Source organism: Bacillus sp. UNC437CL72CviS29 (genome assembly GCF_000482345.1).
Taxonomy (GTDB): Bacteria; Bacillota; Bacilli; order Bacillales; family Bacillaceae_G; genus Bacillus_A; species Bacillus_A arachidis.
Window position 1 is genome coordinate 1 of sequence record NZ_AXVB01000026.1, and the last position, 26,122, is coordinate 26,122.

34 protein-coding genes and 4 pseudogenes are annotated in these 26,122 nt (G+C 38.8%); 10 read left to right on the forward strand and 28 right to left on the reverse strand.

Features of this window, described 5'->3' with window-relative positions:
* Window positions 1-325 (forward strand): IS3 family transposase (locus M014_RS0118070; protein WP_026592621.1); only part of this gene is annotated, 325 nt, incomplete at its 5' end.
* Window positions 326-854: 529 nt separating this feature from the next.
* Window positions 855-1,835: a sunset domain-containing protein gene (locus M014_RS0118075; protein WP_026592981.1), complete on the forward strand. Its 981-nt coding sequence runs from the start codon at window positions 855-857 to the stop codon at window positions 1,833-1,835.
* Between the two features lie 359 nt (window positions 1,836-2,194).
* Here M014_RS0118075 and M014_RS28605 read toward each other — a convergent pair.
* A pseudogene (locus tag M014_RS28605) lies at window positions 2,195-2,433 on the reverse strand (glutathione peroxidase); the annotation flags it as partial.
* Between M014_RS28605 and M014_RS30685 the strand changes: the two are divergent.
* Window positions 2,413-2,511: pseudogene (locus tag M014_RS30685) on the forward strand (RNase A-like domain-containing protein); the annotation flags it as partial. The pseudogenes M014_RS28605 and M014_RS30685 overlap by 21 nt on opposite strands.
* A gap of 69 nt (window positions 2,512-2,580) precedes the next feature.
* Window positions 2,581-2,940: a hypothetical protein gene (locus M014_RS0118080; protein ID WP_026592982.1), complete on the forward strand. Its 360-nt coding sequence runs from the start codon at window positions 2,581-2,583 to the stop codon at window positions 2,938-2,940.
* Between the two features lie 16 nt (window positions 2,941-2,956).
* On the opposite strand, the pseudogene M014_RS29315 reads toward M014_RS0118080, so the two are convergent.
* Window positions 2,957-3,055 (reverse strand): annotated as a pseudogene (locus M014_RS29315) (cation-efflux pump); the annotation flags it as partial.
* A 263-nt stretch (window positions 3,056-3,318) separates the two neighbouring features.
* On the opposite strand from M014_RS29315, the gene M014_RS0118090 reads away from it, so the two are divergent.
* The gene (locus tag M014_RS0118090) at window positions 3,319-3,798 is read left to right on the forward strand and encodes a hypothetical protein (protein ID WP_026592983.1); all 480 of its coding nucleotides are present in this window, start codon (window positions 3,319-3,321) and stop codon (window positions 3,796-3,798) included.
* 39 nt (window positions 3,799-3,837) lie between these two features.
* On the opposite strand, the pseudogene M014_RS30200 reads toward M014_RS0118090, so the two are convergent.
* Window positions 3,838-4,011: pseudogene (locus M014_RS30200) on the reverse strand (DnaD domain-containing protein); the annotation flags it as partial.
* Between M014_RS30200 and M014_RS30690 the strand changes: the two are divergent.
* Window positions 3,973-4,191, forward strand: coding sequence for an excalibur calcium-binding domain-containing protein (locus M014_RS30690; RefSeq protein WP_155924346.1), 219 nt, complete (start codon window positions 3,973-3,975; stop codon window positions 4,189-4,191). The pseudogene M014_RS30200 and the gene M014_RS30690 overlap by 39 nt on opposite strands.
* Here the strand turns inward: M014_RS30690 and M014_RS27150 are convergent.
* The 3 genes from M014_RS27150 to M014_RS29325 form a co-directional block, all read right to left on the reverse strand.
* The gene (locus tag M014_RS27150) at window positions 4,091-4,495 is read right to left on the reverse strand and encodes a glutathione peroxidase (protein ID WP_269321446.1); all 405 of its coding nucleotides are present in this window, start codon (window positions 4,493-4,495) and stop codon (window positions 4,091-4,093) included. The two genes, M014_RS30690 and M014_RS27150, sit on opposite strands and share 101 nt — an antisense overlap.
* Window positions 4,496-4,627: 132 nt before the next feature.
* Window positions 4,628-5,560, reverse strand: a complete 933-nt coding sequence (locus M014_RS0118100; protein WP_231503962.1) for a helix-turn-helix domain-containing protein — start codon at window positions 5,558-5,560, stop codon at window positions 4,628-4,630.
* Window positions 5,561-5,637: 77 nt separating this feature from the next.
* Window positions 5,638-5,760, reverse strand: a complete 123-nt coding sequence (locus M014_RS29325; protein ID WP_155924343.1) for a DUF3961 domain-containing protein — start codon at window positions 5,758-5,760, stop codon at window positions 5,638-5,640.
* Between the two features lie 156 nt (window positions 5,761-5,916).
* Between M014_RS29325 and M014_RS0118110 the strand changes: the two genes are divergently transcribed.
* Together M014_RS0118110 and M014_RS0118115 are read left to right on the forward strand one after the other, a co-directional pair.
* Entirely contained in the window at window positions 5,917-6,120 is a 204-nt protein-coding gene (locus M014_RS0118110; RefSeq protein ID WP_026592985.1) for a helix-turn-helix domain-containing protein, read from the forward strand.
* A 77-nt stretch (window positions 6,121-6,197) separates the two neighbouring features.
* Window positions 6,198-6,857, forward strand: coding sequence for a hypothetical protein (locus tag M014_RS0118115; RefSeq protein ID WP_026592986.1), 660 nt, complete (start codon window positions 6,198-6,200; stop codon window positions 6,855-6,857).
* Window positions 6,858-6,901: 44 nt separating this feature from the next.
* Here the strand turns inward: M014_RS0118115 and M014_RS0118120 are convergent, their stop codons facing one another.
* Window positions 6,902-7,273 carry a hypothetical protein gene (locus tag M014_RS0118120; RefSeq protein WP_026592987.1) on the reverse strand — a complete coding sequence of 124 codons (372 nt, stop codon included), beginning with the start codon at window positions 7,271-7,273 and terminating at the stop codon, window positions 6,902-6,904.
* A 204-nt stretch (window positions 7,274-7,477) separates the two neighbouring features.
* Between M014_RS0118120 and M014_RS0118125 the strand changes: the two genes are divergently transcribed.
* Together M014_RS0118125 and M014_RS0118130 are read left to right on the forward strand one after the other, a co-directional pair.
* Window positions 7,478-8,698 carry a WXG100 family type VII secretion target gene (locus M014_RS0118125; RefSeq protein WP_026592988.1) on the forward strand — a complete coding sequence of 407 codons (1,221 nt, stop codon included), beginning with the start codon at window positions 7,478-7,480 and terminating at the stop codon, window positions 8,696-8,698.
* 17 nt (window positions 8,699-8,715) lie between these two features.
* Window positions 8,716-9,054: a hypothetical protein gene (locus M014_RS0118130; protein WP_026592989.1), complete on the forward strand. Its 339-nt coding sequence runs from the start codon at window positions 8,716-8,718 to the stop codon at window positions 9,052-9,054.
* A 51-nt stretch (window positions 9,055-9,105) separates the two neighbouring features.
* Here the strand turns inward: M014_RS0118130 and M014_RS0118135 are convergent, their stop codons facing one another.
* The 21 genes from M014_RS0118135 to M014_RS0118235 all read right to left on the reverse strand — a co-directional run bounded on the left by M014_RS0118135 (window position 9,106) and on the right by M014_RS0118235 (window position 26,108).
* Window positions 9,106-10,197 carry an N-acetylmuramoyl-L-alanine amidase gene (locus tag M014_RS0118135; protein ID WP_026592990.1) on the reverse strand — a complete coding sequence of 364 codons (1,092 nt, stop codon included), beginning with the start codon at window positions 10,195-10,197 and terminating at the stop codon, window positions 9,106-9,108.
* Complete coding sequence (locus M014_RS0118140) at window positions 10,194-10,424, reverse strand: BhlA/UviB family holin-like peptide (protein WP_442852742.1); 231 nt, start codon at window positions 10,422-10,424, stop codon at window positions 10,194-10,196. The genes M014_RS0118135 and M014_RS0118140 overlap by 4 nt, the downstream gene beginning before the upstream one ends.
* 37 nt (window positions 10,425-10,461) lie before the next feature.
* Complete coding sequence (locus tag M014_RS29720; RefSeq protein WP_176547447.1) at window positions 10,462-10,608, reverse strand: hypothetical protein; 147 nt, start codon at window positions 10,606-10,608, stop codon at window positions 10,462-10,464.
* A gap of 27 nt (window positions 10,609-10,635) precedes the next feature.
* On the reverse strand, window positions 10,636-11,115 hold the full coding sequence (locus tag M014_RS27600) for a hypothetical protein (protein WP_051588595.1): 480 nt from the start codon (window positions 11,113-11,115) through the stop codon (window positions 10,636-10,638).
* Between the two features lie 23 nt (window positions 11,116-11,138).
* Window positions 11,139-12,383: a BppU family phage baseplate upper protein gene (locus M014_RS0118155; RefSeq protein WP_035415362.1), complete on the reverse strand. Its 1,245-nt coding sequence runs from the start codon at window positions 12,381-12,383 to the stop codon at window positions 11,139-11,141.
* Window positions 12,383-14,422: a phage tail protein gene (locus M014_RS0118160; protein ID WP_035415365.1), complete on the reverse strand. Its 2,040-nt coding sequence runs from the start codon at window positions 14,420-14,422 to the stop codon at window positions 12,383-12,385. Before M014_RS0118160 ends, M014_RS0118155 begins: the two co-directional genes overlap by 1 nt.
* A gap of 15 nt (window positions 14,423-14,437) precedes the next feature.
* On the reverse strand, window positions 14,438-15,256 hold the full coding sequence (locus M014_RS0118165; RefSeq protein WP_026592994.1) for a phage tail family protein: 819 nt from the start codon (window positions 15,254-15,256) through the stop codon (window positions 14,438-14,440).
* Complete coding sequence (locus M014_RS0118170) at window positions 15,256-18,663, reverse strand: phage tail tape measure protein (protein WP_035415367.1); 3,408 nt, start codon at window positions 18,661-18,663, stop codon at window positions 15,256-15,258. The genes M014_RS0118165 and M014_RS0118170 overlap by 1 nt, the downstream gene beginning before the upstream one ends.
* A gap of 2 nt (window positions 18,664-18,665) precedes the next feature.
* A complete protein-coding gene (locus tag M014_RS0118175) occupies window positions 18,666-18,920 on the reverse strand; it encodes a hypothetical protein (protein ID WP_026592996.1) in 255 nt (84 codons plus the stop codon).
* An 89-nt stretch (window positions 18,921-19,009) separates the two neighbouring features.
* Window positions 19,010-19,384 (reverse strand): tail assembly chaperone, encoded by a 375-nt coding sequence (locus M014_RS0118180; RefSeq protein WP_026592997.1) that lies wholly within the window; start codon window positions 19,382-19,384, stop codon window positions 19,010-19,012.
* A gap of 79 nt (window positions 19,385-19,463) precedes the next feature.
* Window positions 19,464-19,952 (reverse strand): phage major tail protein, TP901-1 family, encoded by a 489-nt coding sequence (locus M014_RS0118185; RefSeq protein ID WP_026592998.1) that lies wholly within the window; start codon window positions 19,950-19,952, stop codon window positions 19,464-19,466.
* A gap of 18 nt (window positions 19,953-19,970) precedes the next feature.
* Window positions 19,971-20,378 carry a hypothetical protein gene (locus M014_RS0118190; RefSeq protein ID WP_026592999.1) on the reverse strand — a complete coding sequence of 136 codons (408 nt, stop codon included), beginning with the start codon at window positions 20,376-20,378 and terminating at the stop codon, window positions 19,971-19,973.
* 2 nt (window positions 20,379-20,380) lie between these two features.
* A complete protein-coding gene (locus M014_RS0118195; protein ID WP_026593000.1) occupies window positions 20,381-20,740 on the reverse strand; it encodes a hypothetical protein in 360 nt (119 codons plus the stop codon).
* A complete protein-coding gene (locus M014_RS0118200) occupies window positions 20,740-21,114 on the reverse strand; it encodes a hypothetical protein (protein ID WP_026593001.1) in 375 nt (124 codons plus the stop codon). The genes M014_RS0118195 and M014_RS0118200 overlap by 1 nt, the downstream gene beginning before the upstream one ends.
* 3 nt (window positions 21,115-21,117) lie before the next feature.
* Window positions 21,118-21,924 carry a hypothetical protein gene (locus M014_RS0118205; protein WP_026593002.1) on the reverse strand — a complete coding sequence of 269 codons (807 nt, stop codon included), beginning with the start codon at window positions 21,922-21,924 and terminating at the stop codon, window positions 21,118-21,120.
* Window positions 21,921-22,277 (reverse strand): hypothetical protein, encoded by a 357-nt coding sequence (locus tag M014_RS0118210; protein ID WP_026593003.1) that lies wholly within the window; start codon window positions 22,275-22,277, stop codon window positions 21,921-21,923. The genes M014_RS0118205 and M014_RS0118210 overlap by 4 nt, the downstream gene beginning before the upstream one ends.
* A gap of 5 nt (window positions 22,278-22,282) precedes the next feature.
* Window positions 22,283-22,489: a hypothetical protein gene (locus M014_RS0118215; protein WP_026593004.1), complete on the reverse strand. Its 207-nt coding sequence runs from the start codon at window positions 22,487-22,489 to the stop codon at window positions 22,283-22,285.
* Window positions 22,489-23,514, reverse strand: coding sequence for a major capsid protein (locus M014_RS0118220; RefSeq protein ID WP_026593005.1), 1,026 nt, complete (start codon window positions 23,512-23,514; stop codon window positions 22,489-22,491). The genes M014_RS0118215 and M014_RS0118220 overlap by 1 nt, the downstream gene beginning before the upstream one ends.
* Window positions 23,515-23,578: 64 nt before the next feature.
* Window positions 23,579-23,965, reverse strand: coding sequence for a hypothetical protein (locus M014_RS29725; RefSeq protein ID WP_026593006.1), 387 nt, complete (start codon window positions 23,963-23,965; stop codon window positions 23,579-23,581).
* A gap of 22 nt (window positions 23,966-23,987) precedes the next feature.
* Entirely contained in the window at window positions 23,988-24,566 is a 579-nt protein-coding gene (locus tag M014_RS0118230; RefSeq protein WP_026593007.1) for a hypothetical protein, read from the reverse strand.
* Entirely contained in the window at window positions 24,567-26,108 is a 1,542-nt protein-coding gene (locus tag M014_RS0118235; protein ID WP_026593008.1) for a phage portal protein, read from the reverse strand.
* Between the last annotated feature and the right edge of the window lie 14 nt (window positions 26,109-26,122).

Sequence of the window (26,122 nt, forward strand, 5' to 3'; positions counted from 1 at the left end):
AGAGTGTTTACCTGAAAGTCACCAACTATTGATGCATTCAGATCAAGGTTGGCATTATCAAATGAAACAGTACCGTCACGCATTACAAGAAAGAGGTATCGTACAAAGTATGTCTCGTAAAGGCAACTGTTACGACAACGCAGTAATGGAGAATTTCTTTGGAATCATGAAGTCTGAATTTCTCTACATAAAAGAGTTTGAAAGTGTAGAGCATTTCAAAATAGAATTAGAAAAATATATAGATTATTATAATACCAAACGGATAAAGGCAAAATTAAAAATGAGCCCGGTACAATACCGGACTCACTTTTATCAAGCTGCCTAATGAAATAACCGTGTTTAACTTTTAGGGGTCACTTCACCTATCATATGGGAGCATTGGCTTTTTTAATTTATAACGAAAGAAATGCTGAATCTCTTTCCATGAGCTTAAGATTGTAATTTTCACGAAAGTCACTTTTGTTTACATAATAAAATTACCGTTTTCCAGTAGATAGACTACAATATTACTCGCATCTTGAAACTCCTAATGCTAAAAATAAAGCTGCTAAGTTTGCTGTAATTGATATTTTTAACGTGATAACATCACCTACTTTTGCTACTAAAAACAAAGCTCCGTTTTCTTATAAAATGCAAGTCACCGACAATTGCAAGCCCATTAGCCCCCTCCTTTCAGACACGTAACTATCAATCTATGATTTCGATAAAATTTACATCTTCTTTTCTTTATATACGGTAAAGAGTTTGGAATTTACTAAAGAAAGACAATTTTATTATTTTATATCGAAAGCATGTAATTTCTAATATATTCCTATATAATCAACAGAGTAAATCTTACAAATGGAGGTATTAAAATGGCTTTTTGGAGTAATATTAGTGCGATTTTATTTTTAGTGACTCTTATTCTACTAATCTTATGTATCATTTCACTTTTTAAGAAAAATGGGAAAGCAATGAAATATGGTAGACCGGCAGTTATTTGTTTGATTATTTCACTTTTAGTATCAGCAACAATCACCACACAAACGAATCACCCAGTTATTGGCTTTTTCGCTAATTTATGTTTAATCCTATTTTTCTTTTTCCTCGTTCTAGCAATTTTATCTATTATTAAAAAAACTGGCATGGCAAAAAAACAATTTTTAATTACAGGTGGGTTGCTTATGGCTTTTGTTGTATTAGCTACTATCGCAACCCCTTCTACTGAAAAAGTCTCAGTAAAAGATAAAAAACTTGCAACTGAACAAGAAGATAAAAAAGATGTAGACAAGAAAAAAGAATTAGCAAAGAAAGAAGCAGACGAAAAAACTCAAAAACTAGAAGAAGAGCAAAAGCGTCAAGCTGAAGAACAAGCTCAAAAACAACAAGAAGAGCAAAAGCGTCAAGCTGAAGAACAAGCTCAAAAACAACAAGAAGAGCAAAAACGTCAGGCTGAAGAACAGGCTCGCAAACAAGAAGAAGAGCAAAAGCGTCAGGTTGAAGAACAGGCTCGCAAACAAGAAGAAGAGCAAAAGCGTCAGGTTGAAGAACAGGCTCGCAAACAGAAGGAAGAACAACAACGTCAAGCTGCTGAGCAAGCTTCACAAAAGAAAAGTACTGTAGCGTCCGCACCTACTAGCAATCAAGGGGGGGCTAATGGACAACCTTTCCAGAATAATCCTAGTGATGATAAAGAAACAAACACTTCTTGTAAAGGACAAATTAAAGGAAATGCTAATTCTAAAAAGTATCATGTTCCCGGCGGGCAATATTACGATTCTACAAAAGATAATATAGTTTGGTTCTGTTCAGAAACTGATGCCAAGGCAGCTGGTTATGTAAAATCGAAAAAATAGACCTTGGATTATTGAATTTTAAATCTTGAAATTCCTATTCCAAAAATTTGAGACGTATATTTTCGAATCTGCCCTAACTGCTTTCAAGCTTAACAACAATTCGTTGCATGGTTGCAATGAGTTTTCTCCATATAAAAAACGTTGGATGACAGCATCATTCCTATCTGCCATCCAACGTTTTTCTTTTATTTCAAATATTCCTTTCTAGAGAGATAGAAAACAAAACATACTACTTATTTACTAATTTGAACCTAAATTCTGCTTTGTTATAGGTACATTTTTTTCTACAACATGAAATCCTTCGTTTTGCATTCTACTTTCGAACAAAACCTTCCATGCTCTTCCTAGAAAATATTAGTTTACAATATTTTTTCAATCTCCTTCCCCAACTCTTCCTGCTTCGTCTGCGGCGCAAAACGATCTATCACTTTTCCGTCGCGTCCTATTAAAAATTTCGTAAAGTTCCACTTTACCGCCTTCATGCCAAGTATGCCCGGTGCCTGATTTGTTGCGCGCTATCACACCTTACATCAATTTTCGCAAACATCAGAAAGGACACACCGTAATTTAATTCACAGAAGTTCCCAATGGTGACTTGTATAGAGGAGCTAAATGGTATGGAAGCGCAACTGGTCCTACTATATTGGCTGTTGCACAACTATTCGTAGGAACAAAAGAAAAAATAGTTTATGATGAATTAAAAAATATATGGACTACTTATCCTGTAAAATAAGGAATGATGAATTTGAAAAAAGAGTTTAATAAACAAGCCTTTTTAGAAAAGAATGGAGAATTTTCTAAAAGCAAATTAAAAGATTTTTTGATATCAGAAATTGAGGAAGATACGTTAGAAGATACTATTACATTTTTTAAATGTGAAATTGGGAAAGAAAATGAAAAACTAAAAGAGGATTTGTATCATGGTGACAAATATAATGGAGTCATACTTGATGGAAATCAATATTTAATAAAAAAAGAAGGAAAGCAAGCAATAATTATTGATGCAATATTAGAGGAACACTCAAAAGAGACAAAATTCACAAGGTTTGAATTACCAATCGATACCCTACTATATGTTATCATCAATAAGGACAAAATTTTGTAAGAATTATAATGCCCTATAAATTTAAAATAAATACTACAATTCCTGAGGAAATGACTTCGGCTTTTCCATGACCATACGGATGATCCCCATCAACAAGTTGGTTTAAAATTTTCATTATGTCATTTGTTACGAGTTCCATCTTATGTGCTCTATTTTTGAAATCAATAAACACCATCGAATATCTCATATCATTTTCCTTTTCTACTAAACAGTATTTTTGTTCAATTTATCTCTCTAAATACTTTCTCGCATTCTTCTGTAACTAACCTTTTAGAAAAAAATTAAATCCGTAAAGTTTTTTGCATTTTGTCCAAACACAATTTCTACTTCTCAAATAGTATAATATAGACCATTAAAAATAAGGAGAGTGACATACCGATGGCGGATTCTTTTTATTCCCATGATAAGAAGTATTATAAAAATCAGCACCACTCGTATTCAAATCGAAAAAAAAGTAAATGTTTTGTTGAAACTCATACAATTGCCGGTGTGGGAGAAAATCTATCTGGAAATATTCCCTTAACCATTACTATATTACCCGGAGCTCCTCAAACTATTTTCGAAGATTTTACTGATAATCATAATAAAACCTTACTTCAGTTAACAGTTCCTTTAAAAGAGCTTCCTATAACTGTAACTATTCAATCAAGAAGAACTAACAGACCAATTACTGCAACCATTCCTACTGGAGTTACAAGGATTTTTCAAGTAGAAGATTTCGAAAGCCTAACTGCCTCAACAGCTAGCCCTAATCCTGGGTTTTTTAGTGTTTTTATCAAAAAAACTTTCTGCATTTGCTGTAATGATCGAAATGATTCTTGTGATGAATATTATCATGAGTATGACCACAATTGTTAGAGTAAATCACCAAAAAGATTCCTTGAAATATAGGATTCTTTTTCTCTTCATAGGATCATCGAAGCCTCTTCCAAGCCAATCAAAACGCGCTTGGAAGTACTCCTTAATACAAGGAATTTTAAAATCCTGCTGCTTCTCTAGCCCTAAACAAGTTTCATAAAAATTAATTAAAAAATCCTCGTCTTTAACACTCTGTATTTCTTTCAACATACAAGCAGTAAATTAGACAGAGACGGCGATGGTGTTGCATGTAAAATATATATAAAAAGAAGCTCATATTCGAGCTTCTTTTTTACAACACCCTTTCAATCTCCTTCCCCAACTCTTCCGGCTTCGTCTGCGGTGCAAAACGATCTATCACTTTTCCGTCTCGTCCTATTAAAAACTTCGTAAAGTTCCACTTTACCACCTTCATGCCAAGTATGCCCGGTGCCTGCTCCATCATATATGTATATAATGGATGCGCGCTATCACCTTTTACATCAACTTTAGCGAACATTGGAAAGGACACACCGTAATTTAATTCACAGAAACTTGTAATCTCTTCTTCTGTGCCTGGTTCTTGTCCTCCAAATTGATTGCATGGGAAACCTAAGATTTCAAACCCTTGCTCTTTATACTTTTCATATAAAGACGTATTGGAGATTAAGTGTTTGCTAGGCGAATGAAGGCGGTATTTTGGTAGGGGCGTGACCAAGATAGTGACTGACTAATTAATCGTAATATTAACTAATAGATTTTAATCACAAGACGTATGATATCTGTTTCCAACCTTATCGCGTAGGGCTTCCTGCGCTTTTTATTTTGGTCACCGAAGTCACCATGCTACCTATTCCATTGCTAACCAATCGAAATATATTCCGTTGTTCTCCTCTAAATATTCCTTCCGTCTTTCTTCCGTGAATTTCGCCTCTAATATTCTATAGAAATAACCGTTAAATGACGTCTTAATACGATTGGACTTCTCCGCAAATATAGTCTCTTTAAATGAACGAATTGCCTCAGGAATTACGCTTAGAATTGATTTCTGTAATTTACTTCGTTTGTATGCAACTTCTACTCGTTTGTATAATTCGTAAATCTTATTCGCTGAGCCAAAGAATGGTAACACAGCGTTTTTAAATTCAGTTGGTACTACTTCCGGTGTAAATGTTTCGTCTAGATCGTCTAGTGTGATTTCTTTAGTTTCTTTTCCCTCGTTAACTTTATCGTTATATAATAATTCCTCTGCTGACGTATTATTTACGTTTGTTTTGTTTTTTAATTCTTCTAGAGTGCTAGATTCAGAGGACTTAGTTTCCCCTTCTGATTTCGACGCTGCAACCGTTGGCTCTTCTACGTTTTCATCGTTTCCCCGCGGTGACAATTCCGGTAGGACATCCGGAGTGACAACCGTTTTTATAACGTAAACATTGTGTCCGTTTCCTCCACGTAATTTACCTTCTGTGCGAATTGTTTCCTTACGTTCAATCACTCCGTACTCTTCTGATAATACTTTTAATGCACGACGAACTGTACGAGTGCTGATCGTTAATGATTTGGCAATCGTATCGACTTTTAAGAATGATACTCCAACAATTTTACATGAGTGACGCGCTAGTACCTTTAATACGTTAACTGCAGACTCCGCTAATTCGTGTTTATGCTTGTACAAAAAAGCACGTACAGATTCGTTCAGCGCTTCGATAGTAGAGAATGATTGTAACGTTTTATACTGTGCGTAATTTGCTGCGCTTAACACTTCTACTTTTGCCTTAGACATTTACGTTTCCCTCCGTTTCAAAATATAAGCGCTAACTATCTATCTATACGTGAATTCACGTAGTTAACGCCATGAGTTTATAAAATATAAGCGATGAACATATCGATTAAAAATAGTAATGATCCGATAATAAATACACCATAATACCAAACACAATCCGCCAGTGACTCGAGCCCGAAATACTCGTTAAGTTTATCCACACTCAATTACCCCTTTCACATTACTTATTACGTATGTGTAATTCGTTATTAATGATTCCATATTACACTTGTGTAATTCGCAAGTCAATAGTTATTGACGAAATAATTACGAAACTGTAAGATGTAACTAAGGATAATTAGGACGGAGGTACTACTATGAAGGTGACACCACGTTTATCGGAGATTTTAGCGGAACGTAACTTACGTCAAAAGGATTTAGCAGAGATGGCTGGTACGACAGAAGCTACGATTAGTCGTTTTAGTCGCCAATCTCGATATGAAATCGAAACACTGATCCGCGTTAGTAATGCATTAGAATTAAAAATCGAAGATTTATTCGTTGTGGAGGACGCTGAGTAAGCGTCCTTTTTTATTGGAGAAATTTACCGTTTAGTTTGATATACTTGTATTAGAATACAAAAACGGGAGTGAGCTAAATGAGAAAGAAATGGTTGAGCGGACTCGGATTAGTTATCATCGGGGTGTCACTCGCACTTGCTACTGGATGTACTCCACAAGATAAAGAAGCCGCATCACAAGCGAAGGTACAGAAAGAAGAAGAAAAAGCGCAAAAGCAAACCGATAAAGAAGCGGAGAAACAACGTAAGCAACAAGAAAAGGAAGAAAAAGACGCGAAGGATAAAGCTGAAAAAGAACAGAAAGACCAAGAGAAAGCTAAGAAAGACGAAGAAAATAAAGATAAGAAGTTTAAGGAAGGTATCGAAAAGATTGTTAAAAAGACTATCGGTAAAAGCGACATAGAATCAGTTGAGATAAATACAAACTACGACTTACCAGAACCAAACAATAAAGTCGTATTGCTTAATTTAAAAAATGCTAATGATAAAGTTCTTACATGGAATGATACTACGAATATACTAAAGAAATTATCGAAGGAAAAAGAGATTCAAAAAGTTATCTTTGTATGGAAAGCTGAATTAACGGATACATATGGAAATAAGATAACTGACCCAGTTATGAAAATGAACATAGATCGAGAGAACTTAGATAAGATTAATTTCGATAACTTCGACTACAAAAATATACCTAATGTCGTTAAAGATTATTGGGAGCATCCCGCATACAACAATAAATAAAGAAAAAAAAGACCGCCCGTAATAGGCGGTTTTCTCATCCGTAATTATCCTTCCAACTCCGCAGCCATCTCGTCCAGCACATTCGCCTTCAAATAAAGAAACGCTAACTCTTCTTCTCTCGACATCCCACGCTGAGAATCCATCCCGTCTAACAACATCCACTCCGCATCCCCTACGATATTTCGATACCGTAGCTTGTCTTCCTCGTAAAGCAACATCGCGGCCATTTCCTCCGTACTAGCTATCGTCAGTTGCCTTCCGGATTGATCTACGTAAAACACCGAAATCGTATCACTAGCTCGGTAGATTTCGAATTCATATGTATGTCTGCCTCGTTTTACCTCTACGTTGTACCACATTAGCTCCTGCGAACCGTTCACTGTTACTTCGTATAAGTTCGAATGTGTTTGCGTCATTATTAAGACCTCCCCCTTTACGTTATTTTATCGTTGTACCTCATGTAAAATTTTAACAAGTAGATATTAACGTAGTGTAAAGGACGTGTGAAACTTAAATATAATTTTATAAACATTATCTTAAATGATATATTTTTTCTTTATTTAAGTATTTACATATTTATCCTTTCGGTTCATAATTTCAATTGGGGAAGGAGGAAATATATGGTTCAAATTAAGGTTACACCTGAAATGCTAGAAGGAGTCGCAAAACGAGCTTATAGCACAAGACATGCGTTAGAATTAACACATAAAAAATTATGCGATCAAATTGACCATCTGTGCTATCAATGGGCGGGCGCTTCTAGTCAACATTTCGTTCAAATGTTCAATGATGCAAAGCCGAAAGCATTTACCTTTATAAATGGCATCGCAAATGTGGAAGAAGAATTAAAACAAATCGCTGAGAAATTCCGTACCGCAGATACTTCATATGACGGAAATCTAGTTGACGGAAAGGTTTCCGATGATAATATTGAAGAAGGTGCGACGTGCGGTCCACTTTCAAATGCTAACGATCCAGTGAAGCAAGAAAAATCTATATTTGAGAAAATAGTAGATGGAGGTTGGTCTGGTGCTGGTGAAGCTGTAACCGATACAGTAGACGGTTTTAAATCTTTAGGTGATGCAGAAACATGGGAAAACCTCGGCAATTCTCTTTTACATCCTATCGACACACTAAAAGGGATGGGGCAGGCAGTCTCTGAATCTTGGGATAAAGATGTTGTCAACGGCGATGCAGAAAGCCGTACAAAATTCTTTACATACGGATTGACTCAATTAGCTTTCGGTGTCCTGGGAGATAAAGGAGTAAGTAAAGTTGTTAAGGTAGCAAAAGGAGCAAAAATGTCACAAGGAATGACGGAACTTCCACAGTTATTTAACAAAGGAGACAACTTTGCTATTGCTGGTGGAGGTGGTTTGCGATTTGGATTGGATACACCTGATTTTAAACAAGCTGAAGATACTTTATTATTCTTTAATCCGTATAAATCTCACCCTAATTCTATTTATAAAAACAATCGCACCCTTGAACATATCTTCCATGGGAATTTAAATAAAGACGGGGACGCTGGTGGTTATCATCATGTTAGTATGATGGGCGAAGGAGAAATTTTAAGGATCACTAAACAACCTAATAAATACGGCGTATATGAAGCAAAAGTTGCAGTGAATGGAGTGGTAAAAAGACCAACTTCCACATTTTTCCCAGATGCATGGGATAGAACACAAGTTTTGAATTGTATTAATGAAGCTTATCAAAACGCTCAATTTGTAAAAGGATCTACCAATACATATATCGGTAGATCAGCAAACGGAATGAAAATTCAAATGTTTATTGACAAATCAACCGGTAGGATTATATCAGCATTTCCAATCTATTAATAGGAGGATATATAACTATGAAATATAGCTATGAATTTAGTAAAGGACCTTTTGATATATTACTTATTAACTTACCTGAAGAAATCGCTTTAGTTGGTGAGTTTTTACGATCTGATGTTCATGGTATAGAGTGGATAGAAGAACTTGATAAAGTTTTGAATAAAGAAATTGATTGTGCAAATTTCGGTGGCAACTCTTGCGATTTGGAAGTTAGACCGGATTTCACTATGATTACACATCGTTATGTGGAAGATGAAGAGTACACTTGTAAAATTGAAACAATTGAATTAAAGAACTTGATGTTAGTATGGCTAGAAGAGTATGAGAATTACTTACAAAACCTTGATTCCAACTAATGTATAGTATTTATTAAATCCGACTCAGCGTAAAATGAGTCGGATTTGTTATTACTTCACATTCACATATGCACCACTAGCCGTAATGTAATACGTATTCCCTTTCGAGTTGTGCACTTTATACTGCGGTGAGCTGTTTACGTCAACCTTAGCGTCGATAGTAAATCCGAGCCCTGCGTCAACTGTACCGGCTACGTACGCTTTGTCCCAAGTCGCTTTTGTGTAGTAGTTTAGGTCGTTTACTTTCGATACGACACGTTTACCTACTACGTTAGTATTCTCGTTTACATTTCCTTTATCATAACGAATATAAGACGAATCATACTTAACCCATTGGTTGCCGCCTAAGTTTAACCAGCCGTTAGACTCAGCGAATACTTTATACGCTTCACCTTGTTGTAACTTACGAATCACACCGTAATTAGTACCAGGACCTTTTCGTAAGTTAACGTTAGTTCCTTCGATGTATGCAACTCCGTTAACTGGCGTTACAGAAACGCTAGGCGATTCGACCTCTGGTTTAGTAGGTTTTTCCGGTGCTACGACTGATACTTCACCGTTATCATACGCTCGCTTCACGTCAGCGCGTAATTGTGCGATAGATACGCCGTGTGAAGCTAAATAAGCGCGTGGGTCTTCGTGGTCGGTACCTCCTAGTTTATGCGTTACATCTTCGTGAGTCCATAGGCCTTTTTCGACCGTTAAGTCGTTGTCTTTCAGAATCTTCGCTAGTAATTTAACATAACGTTCATAGGATGCTTTAAACTTTGCTGGATTGCTAGTCTCAGATAATTCAACGTGGACAAATCGTTTGTTTGCCGCTGATCCTGCACCGTACGCGATATACTTCGTATCGGCTATTTGGATTGTCTCGTTCCAATCCGTTGCGAAATGCACGAATGCGTTATGCCATGTACGAGCTTCATAGTTTCTGATGTTAATGGCAGGCGCTTCCGGAGTGGCGGTCGAATGAGCTACGACGCCTTCATATGCACCGACTCCGTAACGGTATGCTTGTTTAGGTAAGTCCGGGATTAACATACGGTTGATTGTTAACGCATCGGCAAACGCCCCTCCTATGAACGAAAAAAAGACTACCATTACGGTAGTCATCGAGATAAATAGTTTAGTTAAGCGATTCATTTCGTTCCCTCCTTCGTATTTAAAATCTGTTTAATTTCCGTTACGTCTTTCGATAACGTGCCGAAGGCTTGTGCTTGCGTTTCGATTACTTCCTGGTTCTTCTCGATAACCGCTTGATACTTACCTTCGCGCTCCTTGCTTTCTTTACGTGAATCGAAAAATAGCCAAACAAAAAGGACTGCTAAGAGTCCTTGTGATAACGCTAATTTAAAGATTTCTTCCGGCATAAACATCGTCTACCTCCTTTCGAAAATAAAAAGCCCACTATTGTGCGCTATCCGTAATTAAATCTGCTCTGCCATTGTCGGTTAAGTATTTATCAATTCTGTCTTTATAAATCTTAAGCTTTGTAATAACAACAATATACGTAAAAACTCCATCAATCACTCGTTGCGCCATGTACTCAGCCATTTTACACCAACTCCTTTTTATTAGACGTTACATGTCACTAGTCATAATTAAATCGTCCAAAGCTTTCTCAGTTAGTTCCAGTTTCTTTTTAAGTTTTTCTATTTCTGAAGGTTCTTGTGGTTTCGGTTTGTTCATTTCTTCTAATTCTTCTTCTGTAATGGTTTCAATCCACTTTTCACCGTCCCATACAGGCTTGTAATAAGCTGGAACAGGAACTTCCGTATAGCATTCTGGATAGTTATAAATTTCGGTGTAACCATTAGGAATTACCTCTTGATAATGCAAATCAATCGTTTGATATTGTAAGATGTCTTGATCGACCTCTTTTTCTTGATACTCCTTGTTTTCATCTAAAAACGTATGCACAGTCTTGATTGTTATAATTTGAGGAATATCAACTGTTCGTGTTCGATTTTCTAATTTATTTAGCGTTTTATATTCAGGAATTACTAGTTTTGTCCCTGTGTAAGCTTTCGTTTCCTTGTCATACATGTATACTGTTTTCATGTAAACTCTCCTATTCTTTTATTTTAAATAATATACGTAAGAGTAAACGACCAGTTTTTTAATGGGTTTGTCCCTTCTGCAATCCATTCACAATGTACAGAGCCATCAGTTCGAAGTGTAATAAACCCTGTGTTTGTATCTAGGTTGTTTAACACATAAGTTGCCGAAAATGTTAAATCACTTACAGGACGGAAATTTGCTGGAAGTGAAGCGATAATGTGATTATTTTTCACACCTACTACATTCATATTGAGGCATACTGTATTTCCACTGCGCTTTATTTTTGATGTTTTACCAGATTGGTTTGTTACGCCGTTGATTGGAGTGATATTAACCCAATCAGTATCTGTCGATTGTTTTACTGTGCCGTTTACTTCTAAATTACTATCAAAACGAAATCCTGTTGCAATCTTTGACAGAACATTACTTCCATTGAGTTGTAATGCGGTAGTTGTAAATTTCCATCCGTTAAGAGTTTTAAGTAAGTCATTTAACGTTACATGCTCTTCCCACCCAATCCAAGTACCATTGTCGATGTAATTTGTATAAAATTTGTTTTGATAATCTTTCGCAATAACAAATCCGAAAGTTGGGGAATTTATAAACGAGATACCTCGCCAGGATTTAGCATTAGGTGTATTACCTTGTACGCTGCCATGACAATAAATTGTGTTTATTCCTAGTCCTCTAGATACAATTTCATCAAGAATGTTTTTGGTAGCATCACTAACCGAAAGTAACGCACCACCCACATCTGTTGTGATTTTTGGTACTTGAACATTATTTGCAGCAATCAATTGCTTTAGTTTTGTAATCTCTGCATTTGTAGAATCTATTTCTTTTCGATAACCTGCTACAGCTTCAAGAGCTTTGTCAAAATCAGAAAGATAATGATTCAGTTCAATATTTCCTTGCTTCACATCACGACCTAGTACAATTTTTAAATCTTGTGTAGAAAATCGCTCCGTTGTACTTTTTTCGAACGCAAAATAAGCTGCCCACACACTAGGAGTAGATACAGCTTCCTTCGAAAATGTATATTCAAATATTCCTTTTACTGCATCAATAATAACTGCATCGTCACGAACAAAATGACCGGATTGATTTGCTGCTTCATATTTTGCATCATACCCTGTTAAATCAACGGTTTTACCGTATTCTTTGAGGTGTACAGTTACTTTTAATCCACTTTTATCATTTTGTCGAGAGTAAATCGTCTTTGTCAGTACCGGATTTGCTAAGTCAATTATGATTGTCTCATTTCTCATTATTTCACCTTACTTTCTAACGCCGCTATTCTCGATTCTAGTGCTGATATTTTGCTGCGCGTCTCATCAGCAAATGCATCTAAAGACCTTCTAAGACTATTGTCTCGTGCAATCGACTCATCGTTAACTCTATCAAGGATGTTACTTAAATTGGTATCACGAGCAACGGAATCAGCATTCACACGATCCGCTGTCTTTCTTACATCATCAAAAGCTGCATCAACAACTTTTACACGCGCCTCAAAAACTGTGCGAGTTGTAAAATCGCTAAAAGCTACTCCATTCCACTTTGCTGCCCACACTTCAGCCCATGTCCAAGTTGTTGTTCCTAAACTTCCTGTACCTGAAGTTTTTGGAGCGAAAATCGCACCGTTGTGTCCTCCAATATTATCAATCGTCCAAGATGTCCCTTGTAGCTGCGAGTTGAAATATGACGATTTAGTGAAGTTAATTGGTCCTGCAAAATCGCACCATCCAAAGAATTTACCATAGGCATGAGATTCAAAGAATGGGGCATTTATCGCAACATTGCCCGATTCACCATCCACAAAGATGTTATTTCCTACAGAACCATTTGATTCACGAACTCCAATAGCCAGCGATGCTTTTGGGTTTCTAATTCTTTCGATTGTCCAATACGTAATTTCTCTACCATCAGGGCCAATCGCTTGCGAAATAGTGGAAGCTGGTGATCCGGTTAAACTGTAGAATTCAATCGATGACTCATCAAGATTGATACCAAAACGATTATTAATAGCCTTCATGATTCCCGCTCGAATGTTATTAGCGCTAAGGAAACCAACAACACCTACAGAGGCTACAAGCCCTTCATATGTCAATGCTTCTTTGAATGTGTGCCCACCATCACGACTAATACCAATACCGGCACTGTTAAACGCCACTATGTTATTAGGATTCTTAGGATCAATAGCAAGGATTCCATTATCGAAAGTTAGAGAAGTCTCTGCGGATTTAATTGCTGCTGAAGCACGTTTCACACCATCGTCTAATACGTTGTATTTTACTTTTCCATTATCATCGATAACTTCTGACATCGACTTATCAATCGCCGATGAAATAGCGTCCGATAAATCTTGTTTCATATTTGACAACGTTACTTTCGTTGCGATTGGCTCTAAGTTTTCATCATATTCCTCTTCAATTGCTACGATCCGCGTTTCAATATCGATATTCATAGGTTCGTAAATAAGAAAGATTCGATCTCCCTCATTCGGGATAATGTAAGGATATCCAGCTTTTCGTAAATCAACGAAATCAATCGTAATGCTTACAAGCGGTGTATCTTGCAAATCATTACGTAAACGTTCATCCAGTCCCTCTGCCGTTGTATATCGATCGTCGTCTACAAATGGCGCATCGATTTTACCGAAAATCTTCATGTTCGGACTTGTGTATTCGCGCATTAATCCGTCCTTACCATAACCTCGAATATAGGTTGCAAGATTCGTAGTATCAACAACGCGTTCAAATGTCTTTATATTGAAGTTATATCTGAACTGGAATTCAGTATCCTCGCCTATTCGATTACGGAAGGTAACTAAGTCTCCTCTAATCGTCATTTCAGCTTGATAACGTTTTAGCGCTTTTTGGAGTAAAGATAATTTATTGTCACCACCGAAATTTTCCCAGCTTTTTGCGTAAAAAGAGTCAACTACGGCTGTTTTATACTTAGTTCCTTCGAAAATAAAATCTAATGCCGATTGAAACATCATACTTCCAGATCGTTTTTCATATTTCTGTTTCCCCATTAAATCGACATAAAACTTATGAATAGCTTCCACTTGTTTAAAGTACGTACGTCCCGCATTTCGTTCTTTAAGTATTTTTATTACGTATTCCTCATTCTCAAATTCGATAATCCCTTCCTCTTTAGTTAAAGGAAATGAGAATAGATTTTCTTCACAAGGAAAAAGAGAGAAGCTCAAAGTCTTCTCTCCGTTTATTAAACGATTGCGGGTAAATGATTTAAACCCTACCAATGGCTCTGAGTTACCTTCGAGGTCTGTTACCATTAACATAATTGTCACCCGCCTTTATAGATAATAAAAGTTAAAATCGAATTGTATTTCGAATGGTTGCGTGGTTCCTGATAATTGAAATTCATTCCAACCAGGCGCTAGAGTGATAAGCTTTCGATTTGTATCTCTAAAAATACTTAAACTGTTCTTTGTACTACGTACCCCAGCCAGTAATATCGTATCATTTGCACTTGTTGTCTTGTTATATGACCACACATCGCCAGTTGTTATGTTTTTTATCGACAGGTTACTAGAAGGTCCTTTGAATTTTATAGATAAAGGAATATATCTTGGGTTCACTTCAACGCTCCCTGCATTTAAGATGTTGAAATACGAGACGTTGTGAATGTACTTCAATTCATTACTCCAATCCAACCCCATACCGTAATGTGCGTCTTGTGCATAAACATCGAAATCCGGCATTAAAGTATTTAGTGTCGAAATTGCAAATGGTAAAGATGCTACAAATTCCACATCAAAGAATCCATAAAAACGTTGCTGATCCATTTCGAACGAATCGTTACACTTAACTTTCCAACGTTTATAAGGAACTCTTAAATCAGTTAGATAAAACTCCTCTTCGCTTCGGAATATATGAAATACTTCATCACGTTCGATTGCATAAGTATCCATATTTTGCGCCTTTAAATAAAAAGAGCAACTAATTTTCCGTACGTCGTAAGTCGTACCTAAATCAATGCTGCCTGGTCTACTTTCTATGGATTCCGTTGTGTGCTTATATATGGGAGCTGATACTAGAAAGTCCCTTGTTGTAATTCCAAGTTCTTCAAGATCATAGCGTGTCCCATCCAATCTTTCTACAATTGTATTCATCATCGACCTCCCTTCATATAAGACTTCAGCGATAGTCTCTCGCTCTGCATATCGTCAATATACGGTTGTGTTACTCTAGCGATCTCATATCCGTCCATCATAATTACGTTTTCAATCGTCATATTCCGTTTTGCATTCGCTGAGTTAGTATTCGTATTCACACCGCTCATTGCGTATGCTGTAGGTGATACTGACTGCGCAACGCCAGTGTTTATTGAACCATTATCCACCGCTAACATCTCCGGTTTCATCCAATTCGTCATTTCTCCGGACGTACGTAGTACCGCCCCTTTCATCGAATCAATACCGATTATCCAACCCTTCATCATATTGACGCCGATCATGTCGCGCATCCAACGTGAAGGAGAATGTATGTCGAGGATTCCGGATATTTTATCTTTAATACCACTTCCGAGTTCTTTTATCTTTCCCCAAACTTCGCCGAACATCGAACCGATACCGTTAATCAATCCCTTAATAATATTTACACCGATATCAAATAAATTGACTTCCCTCAACGTATCGATTATCTTTCCACCTAGTTCTAGCGCCGCACTTCCTAGCTGTCCTAAAAGCGATAGAATACCTTTGATGAGTGCCTCGATTAATTTAACGCCCGCTTCTAAAAGCTTCGGTAAGTTCTTAATTAATTCGCTGACTAAAGTTACGATTAGTTGAAGTCCCGCTGCTATTAATTGAGGGATTACTTTAACGATACCAGCGATTAAAGCCATAAGAATCTTTACGCCAGCATCTATGATTTTCGGCAAATTAGCAATCAATGTTTCTGCGATTTTAGCTATTAATGTTAACGCAGCGTTGATTAATTGAGGTATTATTTTAACGATTCCCTCGATCAACGCCATCAGAATCTTAACCCCTGCTTCTATGATTTTCGGTAAATTCGCTAGAATCGTATCAGCTACTTTCATAATTAAAGTAACTGCCAAATCGATTAATTGCGGTAGCATCTGCACAATACCGTCAATCAGCGTAGTCAATATCGAAACTCCTGCGGAAACAATTGCTGGTAGATTCGCAGTAATCGCGTCGATTAGCGTGGTAATTACCGTAATCACTGCCAATACGACCATAGGTAGCGCTTGTGTAATCCCGGTAATTAGCGAGGTCAGTAGATTAAGCCCTATTTCGATTAGTTTCGGTAAAAATGACATCAATCCGTTAACAAGCGTTTCTATAATCGTTACTGCAATCGGAATTAACGAAGGGATTGTTTGGACGATTCCAGTGATTAACGTAAGAATTAACTGTAGCCCCGTTTCAATAAGCATAGGCAATACTTGTGTAATTCCGGTAATTAGCGATTGGATAATTTGCATTCCCGATTCAATTACTAAAGGTAAATTTTCAGCGATTGACTGCATTATCGTATTAATTACGCCTACCATCGCTTCAAGTATCGAAGGTGCCGCTTGAACTAAGCCATTAACTAGGTTCATAATAATCTGCGAACCAACTTCGATTAACTGAGGTAGAGTCGTAGTTAAAAATTCTGCTATGGAATTAAAAACATTTGTAATCGCTTGTACAATAATCCCTTTATTCGCGTTTAGATACTCCGCTATCGCTGGTAGATAGCGAGATACTGAGACGATGACTCCTGGAATTCCTCCAATAATAGCGCCTGCAATAGACGGACCGATTGTTTTAAAAATCTCGCCTAGTTGGCTGAAGTCTCCGGAAAACGCCGCCATAATAGCGGATTTCAAACGATTGAAACCTGCGACCACTGCGTCAATTGCTGGACCTGCGAAATTCATAAATGCCGATGATAATTCGGTAACTTTCGATTTAATAGAATCCCAAGCGCTATTGACCCCGTTTCGAAAAGCTTCGTTATGTTTATATAATTGTACTAACGCTGTACCCATCGCCGTTAATGCCATGATTACTATGCCGATTGGTCCTGTCAGAAATGCGAATGCTGCTCGTAGGGCAACCATCGCTGCGCTAGCTAATTTTGCGACTGTTGCGCTTTTTCCTAACCAACCAACCAACATCCCGAATGCTCCTATAGTGCTACCTACAGCACTAATAATGAGTCCTAATACAGCCATAAAAACAGTAAATGCTGCAACAGTCGTAGCTACCGTCGCGATAGTCGTCCTCATTACAGGAGACAACCCATTGAACCAATCTGCTAGCGCCTTAATCTGACCTGCTACAACCGAAATTGCCGGTGCTAACGCATCTGTAAATGCACGGGCTGCTACGTCAATTGACGATTGCATTTTTACGATTGCACCCGCCCAACCTTCAAGCATTGAATCGGCTGCTTTTTTCGAGGCCCCATCAGATTTAACAAGTGAATCCGTTAATTTATCGATTTTTTCTGGTCCTGCCGCTACAAGTGCCATCATACCAGAAACTGCCTCTGTACCGAAAATAGCCGCTAGTGAAGCGCCTTTTTGGGCGTTTGTGTAACCGTCCATCCCTTTCGATAAGTCTCCAATAATTTGACTCAACGGGCGCATGTTGCCCCCTTGATCCGTAATAGATACACCAAGTTTTTCGAGTTCGATACGTGCCTGTTTCGGGGGTTTAACTAGACGAAGCATTGATGAACGTAACGCTGTACCAGCCGTCTCACCTTTGATACCTGCGTTAGCCATAATACCAACGGATGCTGCGAGCTCTTCCATCGAAATACCTAACTGTGCTGCCGGACCAGCGGCATATTTAAAGGCGTATTGCATATCGCCTACACCCGCTGCCGTCGCATTAGCCGCCATCGCAAGTACGTCCGCTACATGTCCACTTTGTTTCGCCTCCATACCGAAAGCGTTTAATGCGGAGGTTATCGTATCGGCTACCATTCCGAGGTCTTCACCGGAAGCGGCTGCGGCTGATAGTACGCCAGGTAATGCTGCGGTTGCTTGCGCCGCATCGAAACCTTTCGCACCCATTTCGGCATAGGCTGCCGCTACTTGTCCAGTTGAATACACTGAAGATGTCGCCATCTCTAAGATATCTTTCTTAACTTGGTTATACGATCCACCAGTGAGTACCGCTGCTTTACGGGTTTGTTGTTCGAACTCCATTGAGTCTTTGATCATACCACCGAATGCCCTAGTGGAGGCGTAAGCAAGCGGTGCAAAAGCCGTTGTCATACTCTGTCCTACCGCCTGTACTCTCCGCCCCATTTCTTGCGCCTGGTTCCCCACGTTTTGAAACGCCCGCTGCCAACTTGAATAGTCTGGCGGTGGTGGAGGCGGAGGAGGTGGCGGTGGTGGTGGAGGACTTGGTGGTCTAGGCGGTGGAGGCGGCGGTGGGGGTCTGTTAATATGCCTAAAGAACTCGTCCCATGCCTGCGTCGCCTGTCGCAAATTCCTTTGTAAGTTAGATATATCCGCTAATAACTGTACTTCTACACGGTTTTGACTAATTGTTACTCACCACCCTTTCCGTCTTGACTTCGTAATGCTCGCTCGATGTCGTCGAATAAAGCTTCGTTAGCATGTATCTTTTCGGTTATGCGTTCACGTTCTTTTTCATTTGTCTCTACCATACGAGCATTTCCAGGACGTTTATAGATATCACCTAAACTCTTAACCTTTTCACTTTGGGCATTTCGGTTGAATAACGCCTGGATACTAGCAATCTCATAAATATCTAAGAGTCGTTCACGATATCCAGTAAGCATAATGTGATACTCTTTGATACTTAATCGTTTTGCTCGTAATGCATCCATACCGAAATACCGAAAGCAATCGGATAATAAGTCATCAACGTTTATTCGTACAGGCTCTCGAATGATTTCTTCTGATCCTCCGGCATGCTCGCTAGTAACTTGTCCACTGTCTTCTTGAAGAAAAAACTGTTAAGTACGACCGCCTTATTTACCTTTAAAATGTCGTCAAAGGATAATTCTTCTGACATTAGTTGACGTTCAATTTCTGCCTCGATATCTTTACGTGTAATACCTTCACCTGTATGAATTAGAGCGTAATAAACTACATCTACGAAATCTTCAAGACCTCCTTGCATCGCCTTTTGCACGAATTCGAAAGGTCCTCCGTTACTATCGATTAATTTAATTGCTTCAAAACCGTATTTAAGCTCGTACTCTTTTCCTTTTACCTCAAATCGTGTAAATGAATTAGCCATATATAAACCCTCCGTTAATTAGTTTGATTTCATTTGCGAAATAAAAGGGCGGGGGAACCTCGCCCACTACTCGTTATATTTAAGGTTTAACGATTTCTCCGTTAGGTGCTCCTGGTGGAAGTGTTGTAATTTTACCGATAGACAAACCACCGTTTAACTTCGCCTCAATCGAGTATTTCGAGAACTCTTCGTTTTCATGTGATAACTCAACAGTACTTAACATAAACGTACCGCTTTTCGTTTTGTATTCGCCTGCGGTAGCGCTACGTAAAGAAACTTCGTGAATTTTAACGAGTTTCTTATTCGTGATAGCTTCCTCGATGTAATCTAATGCCTCGTCACCTTCTGTACTTACACCCTCAATAGATACCGATTGTGTTACATCTCCGTAATCACTGCCGGACTTGTCCTTCGTTTTTAACTCGATTTCGCCCGCTTCGATTGAGCGTGAGCCCGACGTTTGGTTAAATAGTCGAACCGTTTTACTTGCGCCTTCTGTCTGTGGAATATCGATTAAATATAACGTCTCTTTCCCTTTGAATTCCGGTGCTGCCACTGTTCCTGCCATCCGTATTCCTCCTTATTTTCATATCGTGATTGTGATAAAGCTGAGGTGTTTCGCCGTTACTTGCTCCGTACTTTCTTGTGGAATAGGTTCAAATGACGAAACTTCCGCATATAAAAAACCGACTAGTGTAGGCGTTTTCGAACTTGTGTCGTACAAGTCGATAGGTCGCCTATCTAGTCGGTCGATGATTCTATCTTGTATTTCATTTCGGTTTGAAACTGTATCGGAATAAACTCCGATTTGAATTAGATGATTTCTTGCGTAATTATCTTTCGAGTAGCGGTCGATAGTTCCCGTTAGAGATTCGATTGTTAGAAACGGCTTTGGTTTTCCAGTTAAGGAAACTCCGTCAAATACCCAAGTAGTAGGTGCGAATTCTTCTAACGCTTTTTTCAACGAATACATTACGTTATTTACTGTAACCATCGTTATAGACCTCTTGCCGTACGAGCCACGGTTTTCTCTAAATCAGATACTAACGGTTGCTCTCCTTCGAACGCTGTCTTACGCATGAAACCTTTTTTCGTCTTATGCGTGTATTCTTGAACGGCTGCGTATTCGACATCGGAACCGTATAACCATCCGGTTTTGTCTCCGTTGAAAGGCTTTACGCTTGGCGGAATACTTCCCGCTAAGAGTCCTGAATCAACAGGCGCTCTATTCGAAGCTGTATTCGCTTGTAACCTTGCGTGCTTTTCCACAGTATTCGCAACCTGTGTTTTATATCGATTAGGGTTATTGATTCGCATAACGTTTTCCATCCCTGTAACCCTTGTGCTGATTTTCATTAAATCACCCTCTTTACGACTACTTCTCGACGGTTAATTCCACCTAATCCTCTTTCGTCAATTAAATCGATTACATATTGAATACCTTTTCTTTCGAGGAACTTGACGTCATTCAAATCGATATCAAGATGGAAAGTAACGAGTGCTTCACCTTCTTTTACATCGGTACCTGAAAACTTCACTTTATCTTCTAGTGTGAACTTCTTCCAAACGACTTGTACCGTTTCTTGCGTATCTTCACCGTGAATATCTTCGCCTGTAATTGGGTCTGTTGTCGAAGTACCTTTTCGCCATAGAATAATAGATTCTCGTCGATTCTGTTCGATTAATTCACGATTAGCTCTAATTTGCTCGATGTCTTTTTCGGTTAGCACTTATTATTCCTCCCCTCCGATAATGTAATTTAAACGAGATGAACATTGTGGATGCGGATTAATCAATTGGGCTAGTAAACTTTCAGGTATCTTTTTCGGATATCTACCAGGACCTAATCCGTAATCATCACGTTTAGCTAACTTGTAACACATATGCTTCGAGTGATATCTATGACGGTGTCCGTTTTCGATTATTTTGTAACCTGTAACAATATCACTTTCGTTACCGTTATAAATCGTGGCTGCTCGGTAGGTGTTATTGCTCTCCGTAATTGCTACACGTTCGATTTTCCATTTCTCGTTTTCGTGTACTTCCTTAATACGTTGAGAAATCGAACTAACACTTTCACCTTTAAGTACTGCCGGACGAATTACCTTCGTTAACTCTGCTCGCATGTCACCCGCTAGATTCCATACTCGGTCAGACAGTATTAAACCGTCATCTCCTACTCGTTTAACCATATCTTTCACAATGTGCTTATTTACGGAATTTATTGATTTTACGCTAAGAGGCGTTTCTGCAAGTTTAGAAGTCGTCCACTTCGCCGTATCATCTATCATTTTTTCGAATGACACTCCTGACTTTTTGCGAAACTCCTTTTCGTAATAGTCTAAATCTCGTAATAAAGCGTTTAGTCTGCCTCGTTTAATTACACCGTCTTTTTGGTAGTCGTTAATTAAGTCCATAAGAAAAAGACGGATTAGCATAATAGCACCAACCGTCTCTTCTACTTGTTTTTCGTTTTCTTTTTCGTACTGCTTCGATATTTTATCGAGCGCTTCGTCAAATTCTCGTTGTAATTCGTTCACGGACGATCAACTCGCTTTGCAATTCGAAAGCTAGAGCCTGTACCGTCGTATTCCGTTCGTTTACTACGCCATAACTCATAATAGTGTTGCGCCAAGTCACGGTAATTTTTCGATACGCTGGACTTATCTACACTTTCTTCACCGTCTGTATATTTGAACGAAGATGCCTCTATCGTTGCTTTTGCCATTAAATCAACATAGCGATAATAAAAAGTAACTAACTGTGCTTGTTTATCAGTTAGAACGGTTAGCGACGAAAAGCCATTCGCAATTAATGCTTCTTCGAATAACGAATCATCGGCTTGCAACCGTTGTTTCAATTCTTCTATGTTAATAAAACCTTCCGTCGCCATAGCCGTCACTCCTTAGATTTTGTAGTACGCTTGCGTGTAGTGGACTTTTTCGGCGCTGACTCACCTTTTTCACCCGTAACCGCTTGCGTTTCAATAATTTCGACGTAACCAATCGACGCTAAGTAAGCCGCCGATTTTTCGTCGATTTCGATTTGTGAGCCGATGCCATGGCCGTCCACGATACCGCCCACTACTTTTACATTAACTAACATTATTGCGCCACGTCAGCATGTAATAATAACGAAGGTTTCTCTACGATAGGAAATCCCGCTGCTACTACACGTAATACAGATTCGATCGGCTCTTTCTTATCGTAGGCATCAAGTACAACACCTGGTTTAAAATCATTTTCTACAGTTGGACCATAAACGAAATTACCTAGTCCTTCAGAAACGAATACTACACGATATTGAGGCATAAACTCGATTACTTCGTCAACGCCAGTATACACGTTACGAACCGTAACCTTACGCTGTTCTACAATTTGCACTGGCGGTAAGCCATAGCCATCTAAAACATCGTTTACTTCTGCGACAGAAATACGTTTAACGCCGTCTTTTGCTACACCACGAGCCTCACCGATGATTCCATTATTCTTTTGTAATAACGCTTGTGTTTCGCGAGTCATTAAAATAACATCTGCTTTTTTACCGTTTGCAGTTAAGTACTTATCATTCCATTCGATTAAGTTACCTAGTGCGTCAGCATTTACATCAGTCCAAGCATTTGTACCCGTTAAAGCGATCTTTTGGTCTGCTGGAATACCGTAGTCAACAACGATTTTTACACCGTTCTTGTTGTAATCGAATTTACCTTTAGTAACAGCTTCTAATTTAGCGATATCCACACGACGTTGTAACGCTTTTACTAAGTCAGCACCTTTAGCGCCTAATTTATCAATCATTGCGCTATGTTCTGCGTCAGAACGTGATTGATTTAACGCTAACAATTCCTCTTCCGTAGCGATATATTTAAGACCCATCTTTGCGAGTTCTCCCATTTTAGACGCTACTGCATCACGGTCCATTACCGGTGGCTCTGCGCCGTAACCAATCATTGCTGCGATGTGGTTTGATTTCTTAATTACGTCGTATGCGAACGTAGTAGAGAAGATTTGGTCGTTCGGTAAGAAACGGTCTGCAAGCGTAGGTGTGTCAAGCTTCTCCTTTTCTAATGCGTCAACTAATCCGCGAAGCGCTGGTTTTTGAAATTCCTTTAATTGTGTAATACCTGACATTTAAATTCCTCCTTAGTTTTCCGTTAAAAATTTGCAATAAAAAAGACCGTTATTTAAACGGCCCTTACACGTGCTTTACATATCGAATTAATGGTGTTGCTTTCTTAAATGCGTCTGTCACGCCTACGAGTTTTGCATCGTACACTGAACCACGTACAAGCACTTGACCTATTACTCCGTCGTTTTGACCATCGCAATCCCAATCAATATCTAGAATCGCAAATTCGTCGAAACCTGGTTCTAAAGTACCTGGCGTTTTCTCCTTATACGGTTCAAACTTACCTGTAGTTGTGTTGCGAGCAATAGCCGTACCGCAATCTACGTATTTTGCACCAAATTTCTTAGCGTCTAATGTCGCGCCCCCTTCGATATACTGCAGGTGCTCACTCGCTAAAATGTTCTTACCACTCTTAAACGGTTTTTCTGTAAATTTCGGTGTGTAAACTGGCATTAATATTCCTCCTTAATTATCCTTATAATTTTCCGTTGGCTTTTAATCTCGCGTACATGTCGCGACCAACGTCTGTTAAATCCTTCGGTTCTGGATTACCTCTTTTCGGATTTCCAGGAGAAGGATCAGCACCATTATTTAAAGGTAAAACTGCTAATTTTACGGATTCTAACGACTGTTTTAAGTCCTCGTCCGTCTCGCCTTTTAACAGGTCTTTAATTAAAACGATTTGCTCCGTTGAATATCCAGCGCTAACTAATATCGTTTCTTTCTTGGCGTCCAACGCTTTCGCCTTTTCTTCACCTAATTGTTGCTGCAAGTTTTCGTATAACTTCTTAAATTGCTCTTTCTCCTCCAGCTCTTTACGTTCTGCCTCTTGTCGCTCTTTTTCCGCCTTTTCATCAGTTTCTGCTTTCGCTTTCGCCAAAGCCTCGCTAATCATACGCTGAACATCTTCGTCAGTATATGTTGGCGTAGGTGGTGTTGGTGGTTCAGGCGGCGTTGGCGGGTCTTGTGGATCGCCAGGGTTAGGGTCTGAAAAGTGTTGTAAATTCCCTAGACGTAATCTGAATGACGTTTTCTTTCGGTCTACTATTTTCATTTATTCACTACCTCCGTATGGATCAGTTTTTTGTATTCGACGTTGTTGCTCGTTTGAAATTTCTTGCTTTTTAGCGGTGATGTTCTCTACACCTAAACGATTCATCGCTCCGGCAATGGATTCAAAGCCTGCGGTCGTTTCTTCCGTTAACAATGCAACTAATTCCTTGCGGTTATCCGGTAAAGGAAGTACAAATCGAATTTCATTGTCGTAATTGTCTCCAATTGTTTTCACGACTTCGCGGTCATATCCGAATTTTTGTCGGTCAACCCTCGCTTGTAAATATCTGATTGTCTTTTCGTGTAATTCCTCTAAGCGCGGACCCCACGATAACCAATGTTCTTCGGTTTCTTGGATGATATCGTGGAACAATACGTGTAATGTTTCGCTATTTAAACCCCCGAAGTTCATTTCGGAAGGTACGATTTGCGGTAATGATGTGATTTCATGAAGTGCGCCTTTTACTCTTGCGTATTGATCCTTAAACGCTTCTTTCCAACGGAAACCGCCTTCGACTTTCTTAATATCCGGCGTTACTCCATCCATTCCGCCTTTCGCTTCGATTACAGCACCTGGAGCAATCTGTAATTTGTTTGCTGTTCCGTCAGGCACGTTTAATAAAGCAGTCATCGAGAACATTTCAAATTTCAGTGAGTCGAGTGCGTCTTCGTTCATTCGATTCAATACGTCGGTTTGTTCTTTCATATCATCAACTTCCGTATTATTTGCGTCCGAAGCGCTCAAATCATTAACCGGAAATAGTACTACTGGAATGAAGTCGATGCCCATTGCCATTTTAGGCTGAATTTCCTTGACAACTTTCAGCGTTTTATCGTAGTAACCTTCTTCCAGGTAGCATTGCCCTTCTTCGAGGCTAAACGTTTGTTTGTAGATAATTTCCTCGTCATTTAGACGTTTAAAGTTAACGAAGTGTACCGCCTCTAATTCGTCGTAATCATCATCCGAATAAATCGGTATTACTTCGGTATCAGGACGGAAAACCCATTTGATTTTACCGTTATTTGGATTGAATACGATTTTACAAGCGACTCTACCGACGATTAATCGGTCGCGAGCTGCTTGTATCAACTTTTCGCGCATCTTGTTTTCTTTCCAAAGCTTGTACAATAAACGTTCATAATCACCTGCTCGTTGGTTCTCAATCATTTGCTCCTCAGACGGTTTGTAATCGAGCTTTAACATTTCTTCGATTGAATCGATTTGAGTAGGCGATACAGAAATACCGTGTTTACCTGCCATTTGCCAACGTGCTTTCTCGTTAATTAGAACCTTAAAGTAATTCGTAGCGTAACGTGTTGGGTCGTAATCCAATCCGTCTGGACGTGGTAGTTCTCTAGCTTTTACGAGTTGTCCTGTGTTTGGATCAACATGTTGCTTTCCGTCATAATACTCGTAGTAACGAATCTGTCGATTGATTCGATGCCACGTTTCTTTTCCGATAGCTTGTTGCCACGGTGAAAATAACAATTCGTCCATACTGTGCGGATTTAAAATGTTGTAATCTACTAAAGGTAAGTTCATCAGCTACCTCCTTT

Coding starts and splice junctions, on each gene's coding strand:
- M014_RS0118100 (WP_231503962.1), bottom strand. CDS start 5,560: ATGTCTAAGGCAAAAGTAGAAGTGTTAAGCGCAGCAAATTACGCACAG.
- M014_RS0118130 (WP_026592989.1), top strand. CDS start 8,716: ATGAAATATAGCTATGAATTTAGTAAAGGACCTTTTGATATATTACTT.
- M014_RS0118210 (WP_026593003.1), bottom strand. CDS start 22,277: ATGGCGACGGAAGGTTTTATTAACATAGAAGAATTGAAACAACGGTTG.
- M014_RS0118165 (WP_026592994.1), bottom strand. CDS start 15,256: ATGAATACAATTGTAGAAAGATTGGATGGGACACGCTATGATCTTGAA.
- M014_RS0118125 (WP_026592988.1), top strand. CDS start 7,478: ATGGTTCAAATTAAGGTTACACCTGAAATGCTAGAAGGAGTCGCAAAA.
- M014_RS0118230 (WP_026593007.1), bottom strand. CDS start 24,566: ATGAAAATAGTAGACCGAAAGAAAACGTCATTCAGATTACGTCTAGGG.
- M014_RS0118190 (WP_026592999.1), bottom strand. CDS start 20,378: ATGGTTACAGTAAATAACGTAATGTATTCGTTGAAAAAAGCGTTAGAA.
- M014_RS0118120 (WP_026592987.1), bottom strand. CDS start 7,273: ATGACGCAAACACATTCGAACTTATACGAAGTAACAGTGAACGGTTCG.
- M014_RS0118160 (WP_035415365.1), bottom strand. CDS start 14,422: ATGTTAATGGTAACAGACCTCGAAGGTAACTCAGAGCCATTGGTAGGG.
- M014_RS0118140 (WP_442852742.1), bottom strand. CDS start 10,424: ATGCCGGAAGAAATCTTTAAATTAGCGTTATCACAAGGACTCTTAGCA.
- M014_RS29725 (WP_026593006.1), bottom strand. CDS start 23,965: ATGCCAGTTTACACACCGAAATTTACAGAAAAACCGTTTAAGAGTGGT.
- M014_RS0118180 (WP_026592997.1), bottom strand. CDS start 19,384: ATGGCTAATTCATTTACACGATTTGAGGTAAAAGGAAAAGAGTACGAG.
- M014_RS29720 (WP_176547447.1), bottom strand. CDS start 10,608: ATGGCTGAGTACATGGCGCAACGAGTGATTGATGGAGTTTTTACGTAT.
- M014_RS0118235 (WP_026593008.1), bottom strand. CDS start 26,108: ATGAACTTACCTTTAGTAGATTACAACATTTTAAATCCGCACAGTATG.
- M014_RS0118220 (WP_026593005.1), bottom strand. CDS start 23,514: ATGTCAGGTATTACACAATTAAAGGAATTTCAAAAACCAGCGCTTCGC.
- M014_RS0118110 (WP_026592985.1), top strand. CDS start 5,917: ATGAAGGTGACACCACGTTTATCGGAGATTTTAGCGGAACGTAACTTA.
- M014_RS0118215 (WP_026593004.1), bottom strand. CDS start 22,489: ATGTTAGTTAATGTAAAAGTAGTGGGCGGTATCGTGGACGGCCATGGC.
- M014_RS0118075 (WP_026592981.1), top strand. CDS start 855: ATGGCTTTTTGGAGTAATATTAGTGCGATTTTATTTTTAGTGACTCTT.
- M014_RS0118090 (WP_026592983.1), top strand. CDS start 3,319: ATGGCGGATTCTTTTTATTCCCATGATAAGAAGTATTATAAAAATCAG.
- M014_RS0118195 (WP_026593000.1), bottom strand. CDS start 20,740: ATGAAAATCAGCACAAGGGTTACAGGGATGGAAAACGTTATGCGAATC.
- M014_RS0118175 (WP_026592996.1), bottom strand. CDS start 18,920: ATGCTTACTGGATATCGTGAACGACTCTTAGATATTTATGAGATTGCT.
- M014_RS0118115 (WP_026592986.1), top strand. CDS start 6,198: ATGAGAAAGAAATGGTTGAGCGGACTCGGATTAGTTATCATCGGGGTG.
- M014_RS0118155 (WP_035415362.1), bottom strand. CDS start 12,383: ATGAGAAATGAGACAATCATAATTGACTTAGCAAATCCGGTACTGACA.
- M014_RS0118135 (WP_026592990.1), bottom strand. CDS start 10,197: ATGAATCGCTTAACTAAACTATTTATCTCGATGACTACCGTAATGGTA.
- M014_RS0118185 (WP_026592998.1), bottom strand. CDS start 19,952: ATGGCAGGAACAGTGGCAGCACCGGAATTCAAAGGGAAAGAGACGTTA.
- M014_RS27600 (WP_051588595.1), bottom strand. CDS start 11,115: ATGAAAACAGTATACATGTATGACAAGGAAACGAAAGCTTACACAGGG.